Raw genomic sequence first — 23,357 nt, forward strand, 5'->3', positions numbered from 1 at the left:
AAATTCACCGGGCATGCTTACAACAGCAGCGTTCCGAAATATTCACTTAGTAAACGAAACTCTAAATACGTCTGTTTGTTGTTCCATGCATAGGAAAGAGAATATGTCATGGTACGAGTTGGGTTTTTAACTCTACTTAGAGCCAGAAAGTCAGGGCAGGGCAAAAGGAAATTAAATAAGATATTTGAAGGCTAGCTAACGCTCCGCTTAGGAGCAATGTAGGTTGGTGTTAAACTTGGAGCTTGCGACAAAGATACCAACCGTAATCATTGTCACTCTAGAGCGGCTTGTTAGCGTATGCCCCAACAGGCAACTCAATAAGTCAAAGTCTAAAGTTAACAACTCAAAATACGACGACTTCTCGAACAATAAAACTACCGTTAAACCACTAATACTTCAACAAAAAAGAAAGAAAAAGGAAGAGTGAAATTCACCGGGCATGCTTACAACAGCAGCGTTCCGAAATATTCACTTAGTAAACGAAACTCTAAATACGTCTGTTTGTTGTTCCATGCATAGGAAAGAGAATATGTCATGGTACGAATTGTTTTTTAACTATACTTAGAGCCAGAAAGTCAGGGCAGGGCAATAGGAAATTAACTAAGATATTTGAAGGCTAGCTAACGCCTGGTTAAGAGGCGAGTTTAGCTTGCTAAAATGTTTGCCGAAGGCTCGAGCAAGCTATTACGAGACCCTCTTGAACCACTTGTTATGTGAACAATTACCGCTCAAATGGTCCGTACAGCATTCTGGAACCATCAAGCCCATTATATACATCAATAAAATTATTTTGCTCACTTTCAAGTATATATAAAGTAAACACAAGGCCATCCATTACAATTTCATTCCGGTCTTCGCAAACTTCAGAGTACTTAAGGCTACGGTAACGAATTTGTTTCTCCGGCAGTTCAAATCTATTCAATTCGGAAACGGACATTTGCACACGGATATATTCCAACTCGGGAGATGCACATTGTCTAATGCGTTGAGCTTGAGCAGCCAAGCTAACTAATAGTAATGAAAGAGACAACAAAAGTAGAATTTTCATGTTCACATAACGCCCGCCTAACACGCAATGTGTTGGCGCGGCTTTTTGCGTTGTTTGCCAAAACCATGACAACTAAACATTGTCGGTGTTAAGGCGTTTGTTATGTGACTTACAAACCTCGTCTATACCTTCTTTCCATGCATCAAAATCTGCAATTAATGTCATTTCAGTATTGGGCTTGCCATTAAGAGTTTGAAACTTCCAAATGCGATATGAAGCGAATGGCTCAAACGACTCCTCAATCAAAAATTCCATTTTTAAAGTTGCATTACTCCCACTTATCGTTTTTTCTTGATGAATAGGAACAACTTTATACTTATAGTTTTGGCAATTTTTACGGTTTTTATCTAATTCAATAAACTTTTCAATATAACCAATTGCTTCAGACGTAATTGGTTCCCATTCAGCTTGCGCAGGTGAGCAAATCATTAAAATACAAAGCAGCATTAATCGATTTAACATTGGACAACTCCATCTAGTCACATAACGCCTCGTTAAGAGGCAATAAAATAGTTGGCTAAAATTAGCGACGAAGGAGCAAAAGCCAACTGTTTTTTGTCCTTTTAAACGACTTGTTATATACCGATTTTCTCAAGAGCTAATTTTCTAAATTGAGAGTAATTTGAAGCATACTCCCAAATTGAATAAATGTGATTACCATTACTATCGATTAAACAAAAAACTTGGCAGCTCGGATAGTTTTTTGAATTCTTAAGTTCACTCCAGCTATATGAATTAGATGAGCCTTGAAAATTAAAACATATACCATTCTCGTCAAATTCAAAACTACCCTTGATTGTTTTGATAAATCGAATCAATAAATACATGCTTTTATAACCGAAAAAAGATACCACTATTGCAACCGTAGTGATAAACAAAGTAATCAGGATATCAGGGTTCAAAGTAGACTTATAAGTTGCATAAAACAAAGCCATAGAACCAAAAGCATATACAGGTATTAAGATCACAGCACAAAAGTAAGCAGAAATTTGAATTGATTTAGAATGTGAGACCATAGCTACCTTAGGTATATAACGCCCTGTTAACGGGCAAAATATAGTTGGCTAAAATACGCGACGAAGGAGCAAAAGCCAACTGTATTTTGTCCTTGTTAAACAGCTTGTTAGGCAACTTTTTTACCATTGACTAGCGGTATTGGCCTGAACTCACCTTGTTTCTTTTCGTGCATTACAGCCACTAATTTTAAGGTGCATCCTTCATTGGGAGTTAGCTCTACAACAAAAGGAAAACCGGGGGCTGTACTGCGCTCAATAGCAATGAATTTACCGTTATAAGTTTTACCATTATTAAGCTGTAAACCTTTATTAAAACCATTTCTAGTCATAGCGCTGCTAGTACAATTGAATGTAATTTCTGATTCGTCATTTTCTACTACAAAAAGAAAATTAGAAATTGCTTCCAAGTAGAATTCGGCATGACATTCAATTGTTGTTTTTTGTCCCTCAGTAGATACATATGCACGTAGATTTGAAAATTCTTGAGGTCCTCTTTGGAAGGTGTTTTTGCCTTGAGTAACATCAACAATTTGTCTTAATGCAACTTCTAAACCTTGACCAAATAAATCGATATAGAGTGATTGCATTAAAATCGGGGGCATCATGCAATCATCCATTTTAACAGGGATGATTTTAGTTTTGCCCTGTGTTGCTTTGATTACAGCATTTTGCCACTCAAGCTCAACCATTTTACTTTGTAAGCTATTTTTAGACACGAAAAATAAGAATAGCTCGCAGTCACCAAGACCTTTATTCATTTGATCAATAATGCCGTCACCAGGTTGTATTGACCAAGAATCATAGAACACTTGATCCTGACCGAATAGTTGACTGAGCCTTAATGCGATTTGCTCTACTACTGGTTTGTCATTGTAATTATGAGATAGGAATATCACCGAACCATCCTTAGTTGCCTAACGCCCAAATAACAGGCTTAAAAAACTTTGGCTATAATCGCGAAGCGAATGCCAAGCTTTTTAAGTCCTTTGTTAATTTGCTTGTTATGTTTTATTGCGTTTCATAATGCCCACAGGATTTACAGACAATATATTTCTGTTCAACCATATCTAGCAGCATGTTTAATATTCTATCAACTACTGTAGGCGGCAAGAAATTAGCTGTTTTAATCTCAGCTTTAGACATTAATTCAGCTTCTTTTTTTCCACACTTTTTACATTTAAGTTTCATATTACATTCCTTTAATATCTTCAGGCGAATAGCCTCTATATTTTAATTCTTGAAATGCCGCTGATGCTTTGAGAGGTGATCTATTTCTCTCATTATTAACAATTCTTGCTAGATCAGAATCAGATTTTGATGGCATTTCTGCTTTATACTCTCTACTCCGTTCATTTGCGGCTTTAGCTTCATCAACAATAGCGCCACCCGCTTTCATGGCTAGTTCACCAGCCTTCTTCCAGAAACTCATAAAACACTCCTTAGTTGAGTTACTACTTTAAAACATAACGCCTCATTCAGAGGCAATAAAATAGCTGGTTAAAATTAGCGAGGCACGAGCAAGAACCAGCTGTTTTTTGTCCTGCTGAAATGACTTGTTATAGCGCTAAAGCACTATGCCATTAAAATTAGATATTAGATCAATAAAACCTTCTCTATTTTGCTTATCTAAAATTTTACAGTCACTATGCAAACTATAATCAATAGCGTTGATTTCATTCTTGTTTTTATATTTATCACTATTATATTCCTCATCTTTTAAGGTTGAAGTTAATATAACCTGTCTACTCAATTTACTATATATATTGAGCATGCTTTCTTCTTTATTTGTTGATAATTCACCATCACGAAAAGAATCTACAATTAATGGAAAGTCATGATTCAGTGCGCGACTTAACGCGATCAATTTACAAAAATAAAATTCTTGCCCTTCACTACCTGAGAAAGTTGAGTCTCTTTTCGTAAAAATATCTTCAAACGTCAAATTTCCATTTGGATCTATAGATTTATAAATAGAACTCATGTCATTTAATAAGTTTAAGTCGAAGGTTTTCTTATCCGTTTTTAAAGCATCATCAATTTCTATTGATGATGCTAATTGATCTTGCAATGATTCTATTTCTCTAGATAACGAAAATGAGTCATTATCATAATTTTTTTCAGAAACAACTTGCTCGCTGTACAAAATTATTTGTTGAAAACTAGGAGGAGCTTCTTCCATTTCGTCATTGAGCTGATCTTGTAAAAAATTTATCTCTCTCGTCAGGTCATTAATTAGCTCAACTTTTTGCGTAATGTTTTCATAAATAGAATTCAAAATTCCGTTTCTAACATCGATATTACTAACCTCAAAAGTTAAATCAGTGTTCGAATATACTATTTTGTCGCTTCCGCAATCACCGCATTGTACATTCCCTTCACTTAAATCTCGATTTAGAGATTTCAGTTCAGAAACCAATTGCTCTAGCTTAGACTTCCGGTTTATTTCTCTTTGCCTCGAACGCCTTACTTTTGAAAGTTTTTCATTAATACCACTAATGGACTTGATTTTTTCTTGAACCTTATTTGAATCGAAAGTTTTAGAAAAAACTTCAGCAACGTTGGGGTTTTGCTTAATTATAGAGATTTTCTTTTTCGTTTCTTTTAGCTTTATTTTAAGCTCAGCTATCTTATTTTTTGTGGCTTGAATATCGCTTAGGTTTGCAGTGCTAGTCGATAAACCAGCTAAAGCATGTACCATATTTTTAAAGTCTTGTTTATTAAACTGCCCCTTACTGATGAGTCCTGATGGATTCCGACTATCTTGCCCAATAAAGAAAAGTTCATAGAGTAGACTTAAATCCACAAGAGTCGCTCTATTATCTTTTTGTACTTTCGGTATACGAAATACGAATTTATCTAAAAAGTACCTAAGCTCCCCCACTGAATTGAATATTTGCATCGCTCCATCTGTTTTTAAAGCAACGGTATTCTTTTTCCTTAAAAACTCATAAGACTCACCATTGACTTCAATCTCAGAATAAAAATATTTATCCTTATAGTGAAAAGAGCTCGGAAATATTGATTCATAGCCTAAGGAAAACATCAAACCTTGCATCACAAGAGTTTTCCCACGATTGTTATCATCGCTATAGATAACATTCACCCCACCAGTAAGCCTACTTTCAATAAATGCTTCCTGACTATCCCCAAACGCTATTTTTTTAATCTGCATTTTCAAGTCCTGTTTTGACAAGAGATATCATATATTTCACAGTATGTTCCGTTAAATATGGAGTTCTAATCTTTATTTTTGAAATTAAAACTTCATATATTTCAGTCATTTTATTTTTAGGGTTGTCTTTGAGCAACTCGATAATTTTTTCTGATAATTTCCAAAATTCCCTACACCCATTTTTATCAAAGAAAGCTCGACTTAAGTTTTCATTGCATTCTTGCAGCAAGTCTTTAATTTCTTCTTCATCTTTCCCTTCTATGACACTAAAAAATGCAATAGGAATGCCCGGAAACGAAAAAACATCAATTCCAATTAACCGATTAATCAACAATGTGTTAATTTCAGATTTAGTTATGTGCCTTTCAAACTTTAAGACTTCGGAAGGTTTAACAATACTTTCATTTTCAATATATGTGTTTTTCAGTGAAGCTTGAGCATTTCTAATTTCGTTGAAGATCCTCTCATATATTTCTTCGGTTATGGCTCTCTTATTTTTGAATTTTGAAATTTTTTTGATATATGTACTTATTTTTTTATTATCTTCAACGAAGGTTACTTTTGATAAAAAATCGACAAAAAGTGGTGGCACACTACCTAGATTATTACCGTTAATTTTTTCCTTAAGTTTCTTTTCTATCCCTTTTTTCTGCTTTAAATTTATATTTGAATACCCATACACGTTTAAGTCACTATCTATAAGGTAATCTCTCGTAAGCTTAGGTATAAATAAAATATATTCAGAAAAAGATATTGAGGAAATATAATTATCGTAGAGAGTCGATAAACTTTCTCCTATTTTGGAAGGTGGAAGGCTACTATGGTTTTTGCTTTGTACATCCCACAGCTTACTAAAATCAAGATTGGAACCTGTAACATCATTGAAGCAATCAACTGTAATTATTTCTATTTCAGCACTATCACTTCGCATCCCTAATAAATAAAGCATTGACTTTGTTTCAAAATCAGAAGCTTTCTTATTGTTAATTTCAGTGTTTTTAAAAGTGTACAATCATATTTCCTTTATAATCATCGTCGACAAAAACTTTCTGGTCACTATTAAGCGGCAAAATTGTTGGCTAAAATTAACGAGGCACGAGAAAAGCCAACTGTTTTTGTCCGTTTGAATGCATTACCACTCTATATATCCAAGCCGTCCATAGGGCATAATATTTCATCTTTAATGTGCTCAAGGTTGGCATTTTTTAAAAAGAAATAGAATGTAGAATCGACAATTTTTAACTGTCTAGAGTTTGAATCATATGCTATTACAGGCGGACGGATACCTTTGCTAGATTGTAATTCAGTTAACCCTTTTAGAGCTCTAGTTAATAAAGCACCATTAAGTGTTTCTTTTCTATGATGCACTTGTTTCAAAGCATGTAAAAGTGCTTCTTTGCTTATACCTCCATTAACACCATGAAAACCTAACTCCAAAATATGCATCACAATATAATAATGCAAAAAATATGGCATAGGTTTATCAGCAGAAATCGCAACACCATTCCCGCATGCCATAGACTCTAAATTTCTTAAATGTCGACCCGAATACTCTTCAGTTTTCGCTTGAATTGCTTGATCGTAAAATTCGGTATTATCAATAAATCTATTTTCTAATTGCTTTTTTATGACGCCACTTTTTATACAAGTGTTTTTTAATAGCTCTTGGAATACGCCAACACTTCCAAATGCATTTTCTATACAGCTAATTAAAATCACTGTCGAAAATGTAATATTCAGAATCTCCGAGCCTTTAGTTGCTATTGCTCTAAAATCGTCTTCTAGCCATGGTTCAACAGGGATTTCGAAAATCCTATCTTGCAGTTCGTTATTAAATTGCGCTAGCCTATTTGCTTCTTTCCAAACACCTAGGATTATGAACCGTACCTTTAAATCTTGGAATGTTCTTAAATCGTAGGCAAATGTTCTTTGCAGCTCTTCGGGAAGGTAATGGAAGTTTTCTAAAATTATAACTTTTTTATGACCAACTCTATGAATTAAATCAGCAACATCATCGGGTAGTTCTAAATTAAACTCTATTTCATCAAATTGCTCTTCAAGTTTTTTATTTTTATCTTTCTCTAATCCTACTTCTACTTTACCTTTTAAAACCATGGCTACAGCACCTTGGATAGAAGCTTTAGACTTTATTTTTGTGGTATCACCTGTTCCTTCAGTGAAAGAAGTCTTTAGAATTACACCTGATTTTCTCAGTATAGATTGGTAAATATCTTTGAGGGTTGTTCTCGGGGATAAACTAATAAGTATATTTTCTTCATACTTAATATATTTTTTGACTAAAGCTGTCTTCCCCTGTTTGGAAGCACCATAAATAATAATTTGCTTGTCGGTACGAAGGGCATCTTTAAACTTGTCATCGACTTGCTCCCTTTCTACATGGCTTTCAACTTGCTTTCCACTTACACCAAATACTTCTTCGACATTCACTGATATAACTTCCTTTTATGATGCTACGAACAACTCTAGTTGCGCTATAACGCTTCATTAAGAAGCGAGTTTAGGCTTGCTAAACTTATCGACGAAGGAACTCGAGCAAGCCGTGACGAGTCTTTCTTCAATGACTTGTTATGTTTTCTTTGCTACCAATCTCGCCATTCTTTCCAGTTTTTAAGCAACCTAGGGTTAGCTTTCTGTAGGGCGCTAATCTGGTCATCAGGCCACCACTCAGCTAAGTCAACACCTTTCAAGCCAGATAAACCATGTAGCGGTTCAAGGCTTTTATCAAGTACTCTTGTATTAACCAGTGTAAGTCGCTCTAAGCTAGTTAAACTTTCTACTGGTGAGAGAGTATTTAACTTTTGAGTGGTCCAAATACTTCCGTTTAAGCATAGAACTTTTAAGTTTGTTAATTTAGCAAGTTCGCTAATATCAGAAATACTCTTAATATTTTCAAATTCCAACCACTTGAGCTTTCTTAAATTTTCGATACCATCCAACGAATTTAGTTGAGTTGAACTACCCAAATTAAAATAAACTAAGTTTGACAGTTTGTTATAGTCGATGCTCTTAATGCTGGAGTGTTTTATCCATAGTCCTTTTAAGTTTGGCATTTCACAAATAGCATCAAATAACTTTTGATTTACTTTAGGAGCTACCCACAACATTTCGACACTTTCTAAAGTCGGTAATATATTAGCCCAGCCATCTCTCACCTTCTTTTCTTGATAAGCACTTAAACCTAGTTTATTAGAAGGGCCACACAAAATTAGTCTGTCGCTATCAAAGCCATCTTCAATATAAAACTGCTCTTCGGGTTTATCTAAAACCCATTCATAAGTTGAATAGTCAGCTTCATTCCAATTGATCGACAAATGCGTACTCTCCTGAAAACATAACGCCTTGCTCACCGAAAAATTGGGAGCGCAGCGAGTAATTTTTCCTTGTGCAGCAACTTGTTATGTAACTATTGAACCGCAATATGGACTTCTATTACATCGCTGTTTGGGTAATATTCAAAGTCTGTTGAAAATAACCTTTGATGCTCACAGTTCTCATTAGAGAAGTATTCCCATACCTCTGTCCATGCGTTGATGGCAATTTGAGGCATTTCTCCTTTTTGTGTGAACACTAGATACTTACCTTCGGGAATAGTTATTTGCTCAATATTTACACCTGATGGGTATGTCTGACCATCAAAACCAGCGAGAACGGTGAACATCCCGTTCTGATCTGATTCATAGTTGTAATAAGCACCGTAAACACGCTCACCATTTTTATAGTCAACAGGAATTTTTTCATCGAAAGATTGCCACAATGCGGGGATTTTTCCATTTGGACTCATTTCTGCCGCATTATTTGTTCTTGTCGATATTCCGTTAATAGTTTTTTCTGCAACGATTCTTAATTCCATCACAATACTCTTGTAGTTACATAACGCCCCATTCAGGGGCTGATAATAGCTTGCTAAAATTGTGAAGCGAAGCGGAACCGAGCAAGCTGTTAGCAGTCCCGTTACTGAAATGGCTTGTTATATTTTTTCTTGCAACCAGCTTTTAATATTTTTAGGCTGTTTTAAGGTAAATTCAATGTTTTCAATTGAAAGTTCTGAAGCTACTGCATCCAGTTCAGTCGACCAAACAAAGACATAATGTTGATTCTCTTCCGTGCTTATTAAACCACTCGTTTCAATAGAAAACTGCGCATTAGAACAGATACCTTTAAAACTGCTATCAAAACTTTGATAATAAAAACTAGCTTTATTGGTGCCCTTAATATTTCCGCTTGTTGTCTCAAGTGAACTCTTACTAAAAGCAGAGCTTAAAGTGCTTTGCAAATTTAAACATTTATTTACTAGGGAAAGCGCTGAAGGTTCAGTTGCACCTGCATTAAATATAAAAAACGGTAATGCTAAAGTTGATAGGTTTAGTAATTTCATAATTTTTCTTCCATGATTGACAAAAAATATAACGCCTTAATAACAGGCAATAAATCGTTGGCTAAACTTGGCGACTAACAGGAGCAAAGCCAACGATGATTGCCCTGTTAATTAACTTGTTAGCAAATACTATATGCTAATCAGCAAGTTGAAATAAAGTCCTGACATACCGACAATACAAAATCCTAAAAAAGCAATAACGGCTGTTCTATCAGGAATGGCGTGAATTACCAACGACGGCATCTTTTTCAAAATAGACACTGTAGGTAAGAAAAAAGTAGAATGAGATTCAAAGTCTTTAAATTTGTCCCAATATTTAGAAATAGCTAGCTTGATACCTGAAAGATACATCAATACAAAAGTAGACGCTCCAAGTGCCTCAACCAAAGCCATTAATTCCATACTGAGCATTATTTCAGGCCCAGCAATGAATAGAACAATAACACAAGCGAAGGTATACCAACTTGCCTTCGATAACATTTCTTTTAGCCGGTTTAGCACTGAACTTTCCTTGTATTGCTAACGCCTGCCTAAGCGGCAATTATTAATGGGCTAAAATTATTGAGCGCAGCGACAATAGCCCATTGTTAATTGTCCGAGCGAGTTTACGAGCGAATTGAGGCACTTGTTATGTTTATATACAGGTTTTATTACCTTTTAACCAATTTGATAACTTTCGATCAACTTCCCAAGGGTCTGTCATAGTAACTTTCCCTTCTTCAATAGAGATTAATACCTGACTATTTTCTGGATTAAGAACATGGATGTTAGCAAATGGCATGAATGGTATATCAGTATTGTTGCGGCCAATTACAAAAGTAACTTTGCCATTGCTTGCAGATTGCCGAGTTCTAATTTGATCGCTCGACATAGAAGCTTCTCTAGTCCAACAAGTTTGAGTGTACTCATTTATCAACGTGACCGTTTCTTCAAAAGTTAAGTTTGAGTTAAGTCTAGCCGTTTCACCTTTTGGGGCAGAAACACAGCCAGTTAAGAAAAGCAGAGTAATTAGGGGCCAGGTTTTCATCGATATTTCCTTATAAACATAACGCCTGGTTAAGAGGCGAGTTTTAGCTTGCTAGACTGTTTGCCGAAGGCTCGAGCAAGCTTTTACGAGACCTTCTTTAACCACTTGTTAGGTAACTTAACTTCAATTTAATCCTGTTTTTCAGAAATACCATTCTTGTCTGAGACAAAGTACTCTAAATACAAAAACTCTAGAAACGTATACAACACTAAAAAGAAGCAAAAAACAGCCACTATTACAAAGGGCCAAAACATTATTGTTTTACCATTACCCCAGTCAGAATAAGCAAAAAATAAACAAACCACTCCAACACATAACTCGAGCAAAAACATACTTACTCTAGTATTAACATGTTTATTAGGAGGACTGACATGAGTCCTATGCTTAACTTTAAAGCTCATAAATTGCAGTTACCTAACGCCTGGTTAAGAGGCGAGTTTAGCTTGCTAAAATGTTTGCCGACGGCTCGAGCAAGCTATTACGAGACCTTCTTGAACCACTTGTTATATTTCTTTTTGCAATGAACTAACCTGAGCTTCGAGACTGTTATCAGGAATACGTTTAGTCAGAATATCTAATAACTGCTCATAACTTGCTGACTTATAACGATAGTTGTGAGACACCGTTGCAATAATAAGAGCAAATGCCGCATAAGCAAACTCCTTTGAGTCAATGTAACCCAAATACATACAAAGAACAGTTATGAGCATAAGTGCTAATAGGAAAAGTTGAATAAGATGTTTGGACTTCCGCTCTCGAATAGCTGATTTAACTATTCGAATCTCTTTGTCTGATAATTCCATTTTTGATAAAACTCCACCGGAAATATAACGCCTGGTTAAGAGGCGAGTTTAGCTTGCTAAAATGTTTGCCGAAGGCTCGAGCAAGCTATTACGAGACCCTCTTGAACCACTTGTTATGTGAACAATTACCGTTCAAATGGTCCGTACAGCATTCTTGAACCATTAAGGCCATTATATACATCAATGAAATTATCTTGCTCACTTTCAAGCATATATAAAGTAAACACAATACCATCCATTACAATTTCATTCCGGTCTTCGCAAACTTCAGAGTACTTAAGGCGACGGTAACGCATTGTTTTCTCTGGCAGTTCAAATCTATGCAAATCGGAAACGGACATTTGCACACGGATATACTCCAACTCAGAGGATGCACATTGTCTGATGCGTTGAGCTTGAGCAGCCAAGCTAATCATTAGTAACGAAAGAGACAACAAAAGTAGAATTTTCATGTTCACATAACAGTATATTATGTACAGGGCTAAGTAACCTGTACTTTATTGATTAGCAAATAATTGCATAAAAGTATCAGTAGATCAAAACGTTATATTATAAAAATTTCAGGTATAGGATTCAAAAGCGTAATTACCTGTACTTCTATTTAATTCCAGACACTAGACTAAGTCTAAATTTTAATTAAATCAGTATGCTATAGATGTGGACTTGAACTTTCGGTAGTTATGTAGCGTGCGCAGTAATTGAAAGTACAGTCTAGTTTTGTTTGCAAGTTCGTCATTTTCATTAACACTGTTTATTAAAACAGTGGGGTGAAATATGGGGCAGTCTCCTTTTTTAGAGAGTATTAGAGCAGTACTTCGTACCAGGCATTACAGCCTACAAACCGAAAAAACTTATTTACTTTGGATTAAGCGTTTTATTTTGTATCAAAATAAGCGCCATCCGAAGGACATGGGTGAGCAAGAGGTAACAGAGTTTTTAACGCATCTGGCGCTAGAAAGGAAAGTGACGGCGGCAACTCAAAATTTAGCACTTTGCTCTATTGTTTTTATGTATAAGCATATTTTTGATCGTGAATTAACCTTATTAGATGAAGCGGTTAGAGCAAGAAAACCACGAAGAGTGCCTACAGTGTTAACGAACGACGAAGCGATGAGTTTGATTTCAGTAATGAGGCCACCATATTCGTTGATGTTTTCTATGTTATATGGATGTGGGCTGAGAAAAGCTGAATTACTATCGCTAAGAGTTAAAGATATTGATTTTGGAGGCAATTCTGTATTTGTATTTCGAGGTAAGGGAGCAAAGGACAGGGTAACACTACTGCCTAAGGCATTAGTTCCGGATATTGAGAGACAAATAAAAAAAGTGGCCGACATACATGAAAAAGACCTGATTGAAGGTGAGGGCAGAACAAGCCTCCCTCAGAGTCTTGCCCGAAAGTACCCCTCAGCGATTAAGGCATTGAAGTGGCAATACTTGTTTCCGTCGAAAGTACGCTGCATTCATCCACATGACGGCTATATTTGTCGTCATCATATTCATTGGTCAAGTCTCGCAAAGGTTCTGCGCACGGCGGTCAATGAAATTGGAATTCGTAAACATGTTACCGCACATACTTTTAGACATAGTTTTGCCACACAAATGTTATTAGCAGGGACGGATATAAGAACCGTACAAGAGCTGCTCGGGCATTCAGATGTGCGAACAACGCAAATTTATACTCATGTTATCGGGCAACATCAATCTGGTGCGATAAGTCCACTTGATCACAAGTAAGCTTGCATAAGTTGACGGACATTTACCTTGGCCTTTAGGTTGCTCGCTAATAAATATAGCCCGCCAATTTTACGGTGAATAAAAAGTGCATCTACTGGTGGCGTGTGCCACTCAGACTGGAAGTTTTTAATGTTCAGCGCAACGTCCCGAACGCGAGTTGCCAAATTACTACTCGCAAAGTCGTAGTCTTCATCACGTCGAAGTGGTTCACATGCCAAGTCGAATATCTTCATCACTTCGTTAAGGTATTCGGGCTGGATAGTATCGTCAAAAAAGCCAATTTGTTTTGCCGCAATGACCGCAGATTCGCTATCTTGATTTATACCAGCATTAATGAGCGCTAAATAACCGTCACTTGTGTGCGAAGGAATTTTTCTGGTTGCCCCGAAATCAAGCAAGCCGATACGTTTACTGTTTTTATCATAAACATAATTAGCAAAATTAGGATCGGTTTGCATTAACTTAAAAGAAAACAGTTCTTTTAGCATTAAATCAAGCAAATCGCTTATTATTTTATTGCGCTCGAGCTGGGGCAAATTATTAGTTTGTTCAATAGCAATACCATCAACATAGTCCATAACGAGAACATCTGTATTAGACAATGAACTGTGAACATACGGCATGTTAAAAGGAGAATCTAATAAATGGCGCTGAAAGGTCGCAACATGTTCAGCTTCAAGTTGGTAATCAGCTTCGTTTTGAAGTTGTTGTTTGGTAGCTTCAAGCAGTGGTGAAATGTCGACATGCTGTGGCAATAAACGTGACATTTTAAGTAATCTAGCAACATTATCTACATCACTTTCAATAGATTTCCGTACCCCAGGGTATTGCACCTTTACGGCTAATGCTTGACCATTTGCTAACGTCGCTTTATGAACCTGGCCAATAGAAGCTGCAGCAAAAGGGCGTAAATCAAAATGGCTAAAACTATCCAACCAATTTTCGCCCCAACTCGTCTTTAATAACTGCACTAATTGTTTGTGGGGCATGGGCTCTGCGTCAGCTCGTAAGCGAGCTAATAAGGCACTAAGTTCAGGAGACAACAACTCACCGGCATCCATTGAAATCATTTGACCTAATTTCATTGCCGCACCTCTTAAGGTGGCCAGTTTGTTAGCAAACTGTTCTATATTATTTGGCGTTAGGAGTAGATCTTGACGATTAGGTTTCTCACCGCGGCTAACTTGTTTAACACCGTCTACTAGCATATTGCCGGCAATACGCGCGGCCAACCCACCAAATTTAGAAAGCCTCGCTATACGCGAGCTCGGCACCTTATGGCCTGATACTTTTAGCTTAGAAATAACGCCTCCTAAATTTTTTATAGTCTGTAAACCATAAAACACAACGAGCTGGCGCGACTCTCGGATCAGTTTTTAACGGCAATAAACTGTGGCCGAGGTAACGTTTCCAAAATATGATATAAATAAATAACACCAAACGTGAGCACCCCAACGAAGATATAAAGCCAGAAGCCACCAAATAAATCCAAAATAATACCGCCACCAAGGGGAGCAAGCGCATAGCCAAAATCATAAATGGAAGCTGCGCCAAAGTAAGCCCCACGCAAGTGAGATGGCGCAATTCGATCAATATGCACATTCATCGTCGGGAATAATATCGCCTCAGCGAGACTCATCACCACGGTTGCGCCAATAAAGCCCCAGAACAGTGTAAGTGGATTAAAAGCTATCCAAAATTGAGATGCAGCCAATAACAGCAAACCAATCTTTACGCGAGTGACTAGGCTTTGCTTGGCCATTAGTTTAAGCAATAAAAACTGGCAACTAATAATCACTATCGCGTTGGTAAATATAATTGACGAGATCAACTCGAGTAAGTTCGGAACCTTGGCACGAGTTAAGTACTGTACGAGCGAACTATCCATTTGTGCATAAATAAACATACAAAGTACATTTGCTAAGATCAAACACTGAAACATCTTGTCTTGTTTGAGTACGGACAAGGTTGTTTTAAAACTCGTGTCAGGTGAGGCATGACCGGCTGCCGACTCAACGTTGGCATTATTTATGTTACGAATGCTGTCTGCTACCTCTAAACGTTTTTGGCCTCGAAAACCAATAAATAGCAAACCTAACAACAACACGAAGGCATAGGTGGTAATATAAAAACTCGATTGCTCTCCGGTTAACCCCAAAAACACGCCAGCAATTGGGCCGATAGCACAACCAACATTGACGATAAAATACATAGCTTGCATTGCCAACTCTCGAGTTTGGCTGTCTTTAATAATATCGCCGATCAGCGCGGAGGTTAAAGGGCGCCACAACGCAGTCGCTATTGAGCAGAGTGAAATAACGACGATAAAGCTCATAATAGTGTTGGCTTCAGCAAGCAACGCAAAAGAAATAATATAAAGAATACCCGTGCCATACATCATTAAATGACGGCCAAACTTATCTGAGAGTACACTGCCAATAAAGGTAGTCACAACAGAAACGACAGCAGATCCAGATAAGATCAGTCCCACTTCAGTTGCCGATAAGCCAAATTTTTCGTACAAAATTACCGCGAGAAATGGCCAAACCATATAAAAGCTGCCACGGGTAATAAAAGAGCCAAATAGTAAAATCCACATAAGTGGTGGAAATTGTTTTAAACGCTGAATAGAAATATCACTTCGCATTAATTACGTCTTTTTTATTAGGGGACGGATGTACTCAAAATACAACAACGTTTCATCCGGATCCGTTAAGTCTTTTGTGCCTTTAGCTTGAAAGCCCAAACGGTGTAGTAAAGCAATTGATCGGGTATTTTCCTCTTGCACAATGGCGCACAACGTTGAATAACCATTTTTTATTGCCCAGTTTCGAAGTCCAATACTTGCTTCAAGTGCGTAACCTTGTCCTTCGAATTCTGGTAAGAAGGCGTAACCAAGGTCGGGAAACTCCAATTGATCACGATTAATTAATGTCACCCCACCAATAGGTTGATTTGTACTTCTTAGACAAACAGCAAAAAAGCCAAAATGGGGATAACCAGTGGAGTAACGGTCGATAATTTCCTTTTGTGCTTTTTCAATAGTATCGACACCTCGGTCAGCAATATTTTGCTTAAACCCTTCAGTATTTAACAGCGCTTTTATAAAAGTCGCATCGTCGATAGTAAGTTCACGGATGATCAACCTTTCGGTATTAAGCTGCATAGAACATTCTTTCTGAAGTTTAAGTGAGGTGCTTAGAATATAGCGAAAAGGTAATTAAATAACAGTGTATTTTTCTAATCTGTACAATTAGATAAAGTAAAGCCCACACAAGGTGGGCTTAGAAAAGCAGATGTCTGAATATCAAAAGCGGGTATTTAACCTAGCCATTAACTCAAAATAGCTGCCGCGACTTTTGAATTTCCAGATTTACCAAGTGCTGTACATATGGTTTTTCCAGCTTTCGCTAATTTAGTTAAATCAACACCGTGTTCAATACCAAGGCCATTGAGCATATAGACAACATCTTCAGACGCTACGTTACCAGATGCGCCTTTAGCATAAGGACAACCGCCTAATCCGGCGACGGCAGAGTCTATGACGCTAACGCCTAACTCTAAACAAGCATATATGTTTGCCAACGCCTGACCATACGTATCATGGAAGTGAATAGCTAGACACTCCATTGGGACTGCTTGAGCAACCGACGCTAACATCAGCTTGGCTTTTTCTGGCGTACCTACACCAATAGTATCGCCCAGTGAAATTTCATAACAACCCATTTCATAAAGTGTACGAGCAACTTCTACGACTTTTTCGACGTCCACTTCACCTTCATAAGGGCAGCCAAGCACACAAGAAACGTAGCCACGAACGCGAACACCATCTTGCTGTGCACGTTCCATTATCGGTTGAAAACGCGCTAAGCTCTCTTCAATGGAACAGTTGATATTTTTTTGACTAAAGGCTTCGCTAGCCGCACCAAAAATAGCCACTTCTTTAACGCCAGCAGCCACCGCAGCTTCATAACCTTTCATGTTAGGCGTGAGAGCAGGGTAGTTAATTCCGTCAACTTGATCGATCATGCTGTATATTTCTGCAGAGCCCGCCATTTGTGGCACCCATTTTGGGGACACAAATGAACCTGCTTCAATAACGCTTAAACCCGTTTCAGATAACTCATTAATTAATGTGACTTTATCTTCAATGCTCACTGGCACTTCATTTTGCAGTCCGTCTCTTGGGCCAACTTCAACAATTTTCACTTTATCAGGAAAACTATTACTCATCACAATAGTCATGGTTACTCTTCCTCGTATTCAATGGCAAGCAACTCAGCGCCATCAGCAACTAAAGCACCCGGAGCAAAAAATACTTCCTTCACCACGCCGTCTTTTGGCGCTTTAATGGTGTACTCCATTTTCATGGCTTCCATAATGATCAGATTTTGATCTGCAGTAACCTTGTCACCCGCACTCACCATAACGTCAACTAATGTGCCATTCATAGGAGCAGTTAGCCCGCCGCCTTGCTCTAATTCAGCATTGGCATAATCAACTGGTACATCTTTGGCAAAGGTAGAAACGTCTTTATTGTTAAATACGGTGAGTTTATTCTCAAAATCAGCCACGGTAACCGTGATTTTATGACCATCAATAGAAGCCACAAGCTCATCATTATTAAGTGCACCAGAAACCGTAAATGTAGTACCGGACAACGTCATCAATAAGGTCATGGTGTTTGCATTTTCAACGCGTTCAGCTGAAACCACATGGGTTTCACCCGTCTTGTCCGTTAGTTTTACTGTAAACTGTTGAGCTTCATTAACTTTCCAGCCAGTAAACGCATGCCATGGTGAGTAAGGGTCGCTTGATGACTCGGCAAATATAGCGTTGTCATTGGCTTGTTTTAGCAATTGATACAAGGCTGCTAGCGCTAACGATTGTTTCTGATCTGTGTGATTAGGTGTAAACAAGGTGTCATTGTGCTTAGTGATAAAGTTGGTATCTAAATCGGCCGCTTGGAATGACTTATGTTCAAGTAAGCTAGCTAAAAACGCTAAGTTTGTGGTAACCCCAGCGATTCGATAATCATCTAAAGCACGCAACATACGTTGTAATGCGCGTTCACGGTTTTCGTCCCAAACAATTAGCTTGGCAATCATTGGATCGTAAAAGGTCGATACTTCGTCATTTTCACGAACACCCGTATCAACTCGAACGTGACTATTTTGCTCAGGCTGACGTAAATAATGAAGATGACCCGTTGCCGGTAAAAAGTCATTGTCTGGATCTTCAGCATAAATACGCACTTCAAAAGCGTGACCATTAACCGTTACGTCTTGTTGTGCTATTGGTAGCGATTCACCTGATGCAATTTGTAATTGCCATTCAACTAGATCTTGGCCTGTGATCATTTCAGTTACAGGGTGCTCAACTTGCAAGCGAGTATTCATTTCCATGAAATAGAATGAGCCGTCAACGTCGTATAGAAACTCAACGGTACCCGCACCTTCATAGTCAATCGCTTGCGCAGCTCTAACAGCAGCTTCACCCATGGCGATGCGTATTTCTGTTGGTAAACCCGGTGCTGGCGCCTCTTCAATCACCTTTTGATGACGACGTTGCACCGAGCAGTCGCGTTCGGCTAGATAAACACCGTTACCATGCTGGTCGCAGAATACTTGGATTTCAACGTGACGAGGTTTTGTTAAGTAACGCTCAATAAGCATTTTGTCGTTGCCAAAACCATTAATAGCTTCGCGTTTAGCTGAGGCAAGGGCATCGTCAAATTCTTTTTCATTTTCAACAATGCGCATCCCTTTACCACCGCCACCGTAAGCTGCTTTTAACAGTTGAGGGTAGCCAATTTTTGCAGACTCAGCTTTTAGGAATTCTGGGTCTTGATTGTCGCCATGATAACCAGGAACTAACGGTACATTGGCTTTTTCCATGATGATTTTAGCGGCACTTTTTGAGCCCATGGCTTCGATGGCGCCAATTGGTGGTCCAATAAAGACAATATCATTGTCGGCACAAGCTTGGGCAAACAAGGCATTTTCAGACAAAAAACCGTAGCCAGGATGAATAGCTTGCGCTCCAGATTTTTTGGCAACATCAATGATGGTTTCGTATTTTAAATAAGAATCTTTACTCGGTGCTGGACCAATTAAAAACGCTTCGTCCGCCATTTTGACGTGACGCGAATTAGCATCAGCTTCAGAGTAAACAGCTACACAACGAATACCCATTTTATGTGCCGTTTCGATAACGCGACAGGCGATCTCGCCTCGGTTTGCTATTAAAATTTTATTAAACATAAGAAATTCCATTAACCCTTATTTGACAGAGTATTCGTTAACCAGTTTGCGCTGCGTTTTTCAAAAAATGCCGACAAGCCTTCTTGACCCTCTTCCGATACTCTTATAGCAGCAATACGCTCGCTAGTATCATTGATTAGAGCACAAGGCTTTGAATCTACATCTAAGCCTTTAGAACTAGCATCAAAATTTTGCACATCAAAAACTAACTGTTTTGCGGCTTGCATCGCAACGGGACCATTGGCTAATAACGCGCCAATCAAAGCTTCCACTTGGTCGTCCAATTGCTCTAATGAGATAACTTCGCTCACCAAACTAAGTTGTTTTGCTGCTTCTGCCGAAAAACGTTCCGCCGTTTGAAAATACCGACGTGACGCGCGAGCGCCAATGGCATCAACCACATAAGGGCTAATCGTTGCTGGAATTAATCCTAGTTTAACTTCACTTAAACAAAAGCTTGCTCGGTCGGACGCAACTGCCATATCACAACAAGCCACTAAACCAACTGCACCACCAAAGGCGGCACCTTGCACTTTTGCAATGGTTGGAATAGACATGAAGTTAAGTACACGCAACATTTCAGCTAAGGCTTTGGCATCTTGCAGGTTCTCTTCATATGAATAACCGGCCATGCGTTTCATCCAGGCTAGGTCAGCGCCGGCACTAAAGCTTTTGCCGTTCGACGCAAGCACTAGGACTCTTGCTTTTTCGTTTTGCTCAATAGCTTGAAAGGCAGCGGTTAAATCACTGATAATTGCATCGTCAAAGGCGTTATGCTTTTCAGGACGGTTAAGGGTAACCGTTGCTACGCCGCGCTCATCAATACCAACAAGCACTGGCGATTCAGTCTGTTCTGTATTTAAAGGTACGTTGTCTACTTTATTTGAACTCATAATTAGGCTCCAATTACATTCTAAAGACACCAAACTTGGTGTCCTCAATTGGTGCATTTAATGACGCCGATAAGGCCAAACCAACCGTCATACGAGTTTGTGCAGGATCAATAATGCCATCGTCCCATAAACGGCCGGAGGCATAATAAGGGTGACCTTGTTTTTCGTACTGATCGGCAATTGGCTTTTTAAATTCCGCTTCTTGCGCTTCAGTCCACGTTTCTCCACGACGAGCCATGCCGTCTTTGGTCACTTGTGCCATTACGCCTGCAGCTTGTTCGCCACCCATTACCGAGATGCGAGAGTTTGGCCACATCCACATCATTGTTGGGTCATAGGCGCGACCACACATACCATAGTTACCCGCACCATAAGAACCACCAATTAACACAGTAAATTTAGGCACCTTGGCACAAGACACCGCCATAACCATTTTTGCGCCATGCTTAGCAATGCCTTGGTGTTCATACTTTTTACCAACCATAAAGCCAGTAATGTTTTGTAAGAACAATAAAGGTATTTTTCGCTGTGAACACAATTCAATAAAGTGAGCGCCTTTTTCAGCAGATTCAGAAAACAGGATGCCGTTGTTCGCAACAATACCAACAGGGTTACCAAAAATGCGAGCAAAGCCACATACTAATGTCGAGCCGTAATGTTGTTTAAATTCGTCAAAGTCAGAACCATCGACAATACGCGCAATGACTTCTTTAACATCAAAAGGTTTTTTCAAGTCAGTACCCACAATGCCATAAAGTTCTTTGGCATCGTAAAGTGGCTCTTCTGAGGGTTTTGTATCAAGGACTTGCAGGTTTTTATTGCGGTTGGTTCTGGCAATACAACTGCGCGCAATTTGCAACGCGTGCTCGTCATTTTGAGCGTAATGATCCGCCACACCTGAAATTTTACAATGTACGTCTGCGCCGCCAAGCTCTTCTGCAGACACTTCTTCGCCAGTAGCCGCTTTCACCAAAGGAGGGCCAGCTAAGAAAATAGTGCCTTGTTCTTTTACGATAATACTTTCATCAGCCATAGCCGGTACATACGCACCACCGGCTGTGCAAAGGCCCATAACTACAGCTATTTGTGGGATGCCTTTGGCTGACATATTGGCTTGGTTAAAGAAAATGCGACCAAAGTGATTTTTGTCCGGGAATACATCGTCTTGCTGAGGCAGGTTAGCGCCACCTGAATCAACTAAGTAAATACATGGTAGGTGACAACGCTCTGCTATTTCTTGAGCGCGTAAATGTTTTTTAACGGTCAGCGGATAATAAGTACCGCCTTTAACAGTAGCGTCGTTACCAATGATCATGCATTCAACGCCAGACACTCGGCCTATGCCGGCCACAACACCCGCACAAGGTGTGTAATCATCGTATACGTCAAAACCAGCAAATTGACCTACTTCTAAAAAGGCTGAGCCTGGGTCAATTAGTTTTTCAATACGGTCACGAACAAAGAGTTTTCCGCGTGACTCATGGCGAGCTTTGGACTTCTCACCACCACCTAATTTAATTTTATTTACGTTTTTCTGAACATCATCCACAACAGCCTGCATGGCATTTTGTTTATCCAAAAATTCTTGCGAGCGAGGATTTACCTTACTTGTAATCTTAGCCATAATTTTATCTTCATCTTCGAGTTAGTCAGAACAACAAAAGAGGAGAGCGGTAACGCTGATTCCTCTTTCTCGATAATTAAATTTCGTTATTTATATAATTCTTATTATTTAAATAACCAGATTATTTTGATTCGTTAAACAACTCTCGGCCAATAAGCATACGACGAATTTCTGATGTGCCTGCACCAATTTCATACAACTTAGCATCACGTAATAAACGTCCTGTTGGGAACTCGTTGATGTAACCGTTACCACCTAGTAATTGAATCGCATCAAGCGCCATTTTTGTTGCTAACTCAGCAGAATATAAAATAACGGCAGCGGCATCTTTACGAGTTGTTTCACCGCGGTCACAGGCTTGTGCCACTGCATAAACATAAGACTTAGCAGCTTGCATACCGGTATACATGTCTGCAACTTTGCCTTGTACTAGTTGGAATTCACCAATCGACTGGCCAAACTGTTTACGGTCATGAACATAAGGAACAACAATATCCATACACGCATCCATGATACCTAGTGGACCACCAGATAAAACCACGCGCTCATAATCCAAGCCAGACATAAGTACGCGAACGCCTTTATTTTCGTGGCCTAAAATGTTTTCTGCAGGTACTTCACAATCTTCAAATACTAATTCACAAGTATTTGAACCGCGCATACCTAACTTATCAAGCTTCTGGTGACGCGAGAAACCAGGATAGTCACGCTCTACAATAAACGCGGTAATGCCTTTTGAGCCCGCGGTTACATCTGTTTTTGCATAGATAACGTAAACATCAGCGTCTGGACCATTGGTGATCCACATTTTGTTGCCGTTAAGAATGTATTTATCGCCTTTTTTCTCAGCGCGTAACTTCATACTTACAACGTCAGAGCCAGCATTAGGCTCAGACATTGCCAATGCACCTACGTGTTCGCCAGAACAAAGTTTAGGAAGGTATTTTAATTTTTGTTCATGTGATCCGTTCTTGCTTAGCTGGTTTAAACATAAGTTAGACATTGCACCATAACTTAGGCCAACAGCAGCAGACGCACGACTGATCTCCTGCATAGCAACAACGTGCTCTAAATAACCTAAGTTTGAGCCGCCGTATTGCTCTTCGACGGTCATCCCTAATAAACCTAGCTCACCAAATTTACGCCATAAATCTTTTGGGAATTCGTTATCGATATCAATTTGCTCTGCACGAGGCGCGATTTCGTCGCGAGCAAACGCATTTACGGTATCGCGAATCATGTCAACGGTTTCGCCAAGGTTAAAATTTAATGATGAAAATGAACTGATCATAATAGGTCTCTTTTTCTGTTGAATTTGATATTTAATTTAAATTTTTATTATTTTGCGAATAACGAAACTTTCAATATCGTTACAGGC

The 23,357-nt window shown here is 38.7% G+C and carries 25 protein-coding genes; 1 reads left to right on the top strand and 24 read right to left on the bottom strand.

What is annotated here, in order from left to right; genetic code table 11:
• Positions 1–721: 721 nt before the first annotated feature.
• The 16 genes from J9318_RS06670 to J9318_RS06745 all read right to left on the bottom strand — a co-directional run bounded on the left by J9318_RS06670 (position 722) and on the right by J9318_RS06745 (position 11,914).
• Positions 722–1,048 (bottom strand): hypothetical protein, encoded by a 327-nt coding sequence (locus J9318_RS06670; protein WP_210562258.1) that lies wholly within the window; start codon positions 1,046–1,048, stop codon positions 722–724.
• A gap of 72 nt (positions 1,049–1,120) precedes the next feature.
• The gene (locus J9318_RS06675; protein ID WP_210562259.1) at positions 1,121–1,510 is read right to left on the bottom strand and encodes a hypothetical protein; all 390 of its coding nucleotides are present in this window, start codon (positions 1,508–1,510) and stop codon (positions 1,121–1,123) included.
• A 113-nt stretch (positions 1,511–1,623) separates the two neighbouring features.
• Positions 1,624–2,064: a putative NADH:ubiquinone reductase complex subunit gene (locus J9318_RS06680; protein ID WP_210562260.1), complete on the bottom strand. Its 441-nt coding sequence runs from the start codon at positions 2,062–2,064 to the stop codon at positions 1,624–1,626.
• Positions 2,065–2,171: 107 nt separating this feature from the next.
• The gene (locus J9318_RS06685; protein WP_210562261.1) at positions 2,172–2,960 is read right to left on the bottom strand and encodes a toll/interleukin-1 receptor domain-containing protein; all 789 of its coding nucleotides are present in this window, start codon (positions 2,958–2,960) and stop codon (positions 2,172–2,174) included.
• A 112-nt stretch (positions 2,961–3,072) separates the two neighbouring features.
• Positions 3,073–3,252 (bottom strand): hypothetical protein, encoded by a 180-nt coding sequence (locus J9318_RS06690; protein ID WP_210562262.1) that lies wholly within the window; start codon positions 3,250–3,252, stop codon positions 3,073–3,075.
• A 1-nt stretch (position 3,253) separates the two neighbouring features.
• Positions 3,254–3,493 (bottom strand): hypothetical protein, encoded by a 240-nt coding sequence (locus tag J9318_RS06695; protein ID WP_210562263.1) that lies wholly within the window; start codon positions 3,491–3,493, stop codon positions 3,254–3,256.
• A 135-nt stretch (positions 3,494–3,628) separates the two neighbouring features.
• Positions 3,629–5,236, bottom strand: a complete 1,608-nt coding sequence (locus tag J9318_RS06700; protein ID WP_210562264.1) for a hypothetical protein — start codon at positions 5,234–5,236, stop codon at positions 3,629–3,631.
• Positions 5,226–6,248, bottom strand: coding sequence for a hypothetical protein (locus J9318_RS06705; RefSeq protein WP_210562265.1), 1,023 nt, complete (start codon positions 6,246–6,248; stop codon positions 5,226–5,228). Before J9318_RS06705 ends, J9318_RS06700 begins: the two co-directional genes overlap by 11 nt.
• A gap of 128 nt (positions 6,249–6,376) precedes the next feature.
• Complete coding sequence (locus J9318_RS06710) at positions 6,377–7,684, bottom strand: AAA family ATPase (protein ID WP_210562266.1); 1,308 nt, start codon at positions 7,682–7,684, stop codon at positions 6,377–6,379.
• Positions 7,685–7,836: 152 nt separating this feature from the next.
• A complete protein-coding gene (locus J9318_RS06715; protein ID WP_210562267.1) occupies positions 7,837–8,568 on the bottom strand; it encodes a leucine-rich repeat domain-containing protein in 732 nt (243 codons plus the stop codon).
• 92 nt (positions 8,569–8,660) lie between these two features.
• Positions 8,661–9,107: a GyrI-like domain-containing protein gene (locus J9318_RS06720; protein ID WP_210562268.1), complete on the bottom strand. Its 447-nt coding sequence runs from the start codon at positions 9,105–9,107 to the stop codon at positions 8,661–8,663.
• A 117-nt stretch (positions 9,108–9,224) separates the two neighbouring features.
• Positions 9,225–9,632, bottom strand: coding sequence for a hypothetical protein (locus J9318_RS06725; RefSeq protein ID WP_210562269.1), 408 nt, complete (start codon positions 9,630–9,632; stop codon positions 9,225–9,227).
• A gap of 129 nt (positions 9,633–9,761) precedes the next feature.
• On the bottom strand, positions 9,762–10,133 hold the full coding sequence (locus J9318_RS06730) for a hypothetical protein (RefSeq protein WP_210562270.1): 372 nt from the start codon (positions 10,131–10,133) through the stop codon (positions 9,762–9,764).
• A gap of 133 nt (positions 10,134–10,266) precedes the next feature.
• Positions 10,267–10,659: a hypothetical protein gene (locus tag J9318_RS06735; RefSeq protein WP_210562271.1), complete on the bottom strand. Its 393-nt coding sequence runs from the start codon at positions 10,657–10,659 to the stop codon at positions 10,267–10,269.
• A 503-nt stretch (positions 10,660–11,162) separates the two neighbouring features.
• Positions 11,163–11,462 carry a hypothetical protein gene (locus J9318_RS06740; RefSeq protein WP_210562272.1) on the bottom strand — a complete coding sequence of 100 codons (300 nt, stop codon included), beginning with the start codon at positions 11,460–11,462 and terminating at the stop codon, positions 11,163–11,165.
• A gap of 125 nt (positions 11,463–11,587) precedes the next feature.
• Positions 11,588–11,914 carry a hypothetical protein gene (locus J9318_RS06745; RefSeq protein ID WP_210562273.1) on the bottom strand — a complete coding sequence of 109 codons (327 nt, stop codon included), beginning with the start codon at positions 11,912–11,914 and terminating at the stop codon, positions 11,588–11,590.
• 322 nt (positions 11,915–12,236) lie between these two features.
• Here J9318_RS06745 and J9318_RS06750 point away from each other — a divergent pair, with 322 nt between their 5' ends.
• Positions 12,237–13,199, top strand: coding sequence for an integron integrase (locus J9318_RS06750; RefSeq protein ID WP_210562274.1), 963 nt, complete (start codon positions 12,237–12,239; stop codon positions 13,197–13,199).
• Here the strand turns inward: J9318_RS06750 and J9318_RS06755 are convergent.
• The 8 genes from J9318_RS06755 to J9318_RS06790 all read right to left on the bottom strand — a co-directional run bounded on the left by J9318_RS06755 (position 13,190) and on the right by J9318_RS06790 (position 23,270).
• Positions 13,190–14,473, bottom strand: coding sequence for an ABC1 kinase family protein (locus tag J9318_RS06755; RefSeq protein WP_244731959.1), 1,284 nt, complete (start codon positions 14,471–14,473; stop codon positions 13,190–13,192). The two genes, J9318_RS06750 and J9318_RS06755, sit on opposite strands and share 10 nt — an antisense overlap.
• 95 nt (positions 14,474–14,568) lie before the next feature.
• Entirely contained in the window at positions 14,569–15,846 is a 1,278-nt protein-coding gene (locus J9318_RS06760) for an MFS transporter (protein WP_210562275.1), read from the bottom strand.
• Positions 15,847–15,849: 3 nt separating this feature from the next.
• Entirely contained in the window at positions 15,850–16,365 is a 516-nt protein-coding gene (locus J9318_RS06765) for a GNAT family N-acetyltransferase (RefSeq protein WP_210562276.1), read from the bottom strand.
• A 167-nt stretch (positions 16,366–16,532) separates the two neighbouring features.
• Positions 16,533–17,444 (bottom strand): hydroxymethylglutaryl-CoA lyase, encoded by a 912-nt coding sequence (locus J9318_RS06770; protein ID WP_244731962.1) that lies wholly within the window; start codon positions 17,442–17,444, stop codon positions 16,533–16,535.
• A 2-nt stretch (positions 17,445–17,446) separates the two neighbouring features.
• A complete protein-coding gene (locus tag J9318_RS06775; protein WP_210562277.1) occupies positions 17,447–19,462 on the bottom strand; it encodes an acetyl/propionyl/methylcrotonyl-CoA carboxylase subunit alpha in 2,016 nt (671 codons plus the stop codon).
• Positions 19,463–19,473: 11 nt separating this feature from the next.
• Complete coding sequence (locus tag J9318_RS06780; protein ID WP_210562278.1) at positions 19,474–20,355, bottom strand: enoyl-CoA hydratase/isomerase family protein; 882 nt, start codon at positions 20,353–20,355, stop codon at positions 19,474–19,476.
• A gap of 13 nt (positions 20,356–20,368) precedes the next feature.
• Positions 20,369–21,979: a carboxyl transferase domain-containing protein gene (locus tag J9318_RS06785; RefSeq protein ID WP_210562279.1), complete on the bottom strand. Its 1,611-nt coding sequence runs from the start codon at positions 21,977–21,979 to the stop codon at positions 20,369–20,371.
• 121 nt (positions 21,980–22,100) lie between these two features.
• Positions 22,101–23,270 (bottom strand): isovaleryl-CoA dehydrogenase, encoded by a 1,170-nt coding sequence (locus J9318_RS06790; protein WP_210562280.1) that lies wholly within the window; start codon positions 23,268–23,270, stop codon positions 22,101–22,103.
• Between the last annotated feature and the right edge of the window lie 87 nt (positions 23,271–23,357).

The organism is Psychrosphaera aestuarii (assembly GCF_017948405.1).
GTDB classification, from domain to species: domain Bacteria; phylum Pseudomonadota; class Gammaproteobacteria; order Enterobacterales; family Alteromonadaceae; genus Psychrosphaera; species Psychrosphaera aestuarii.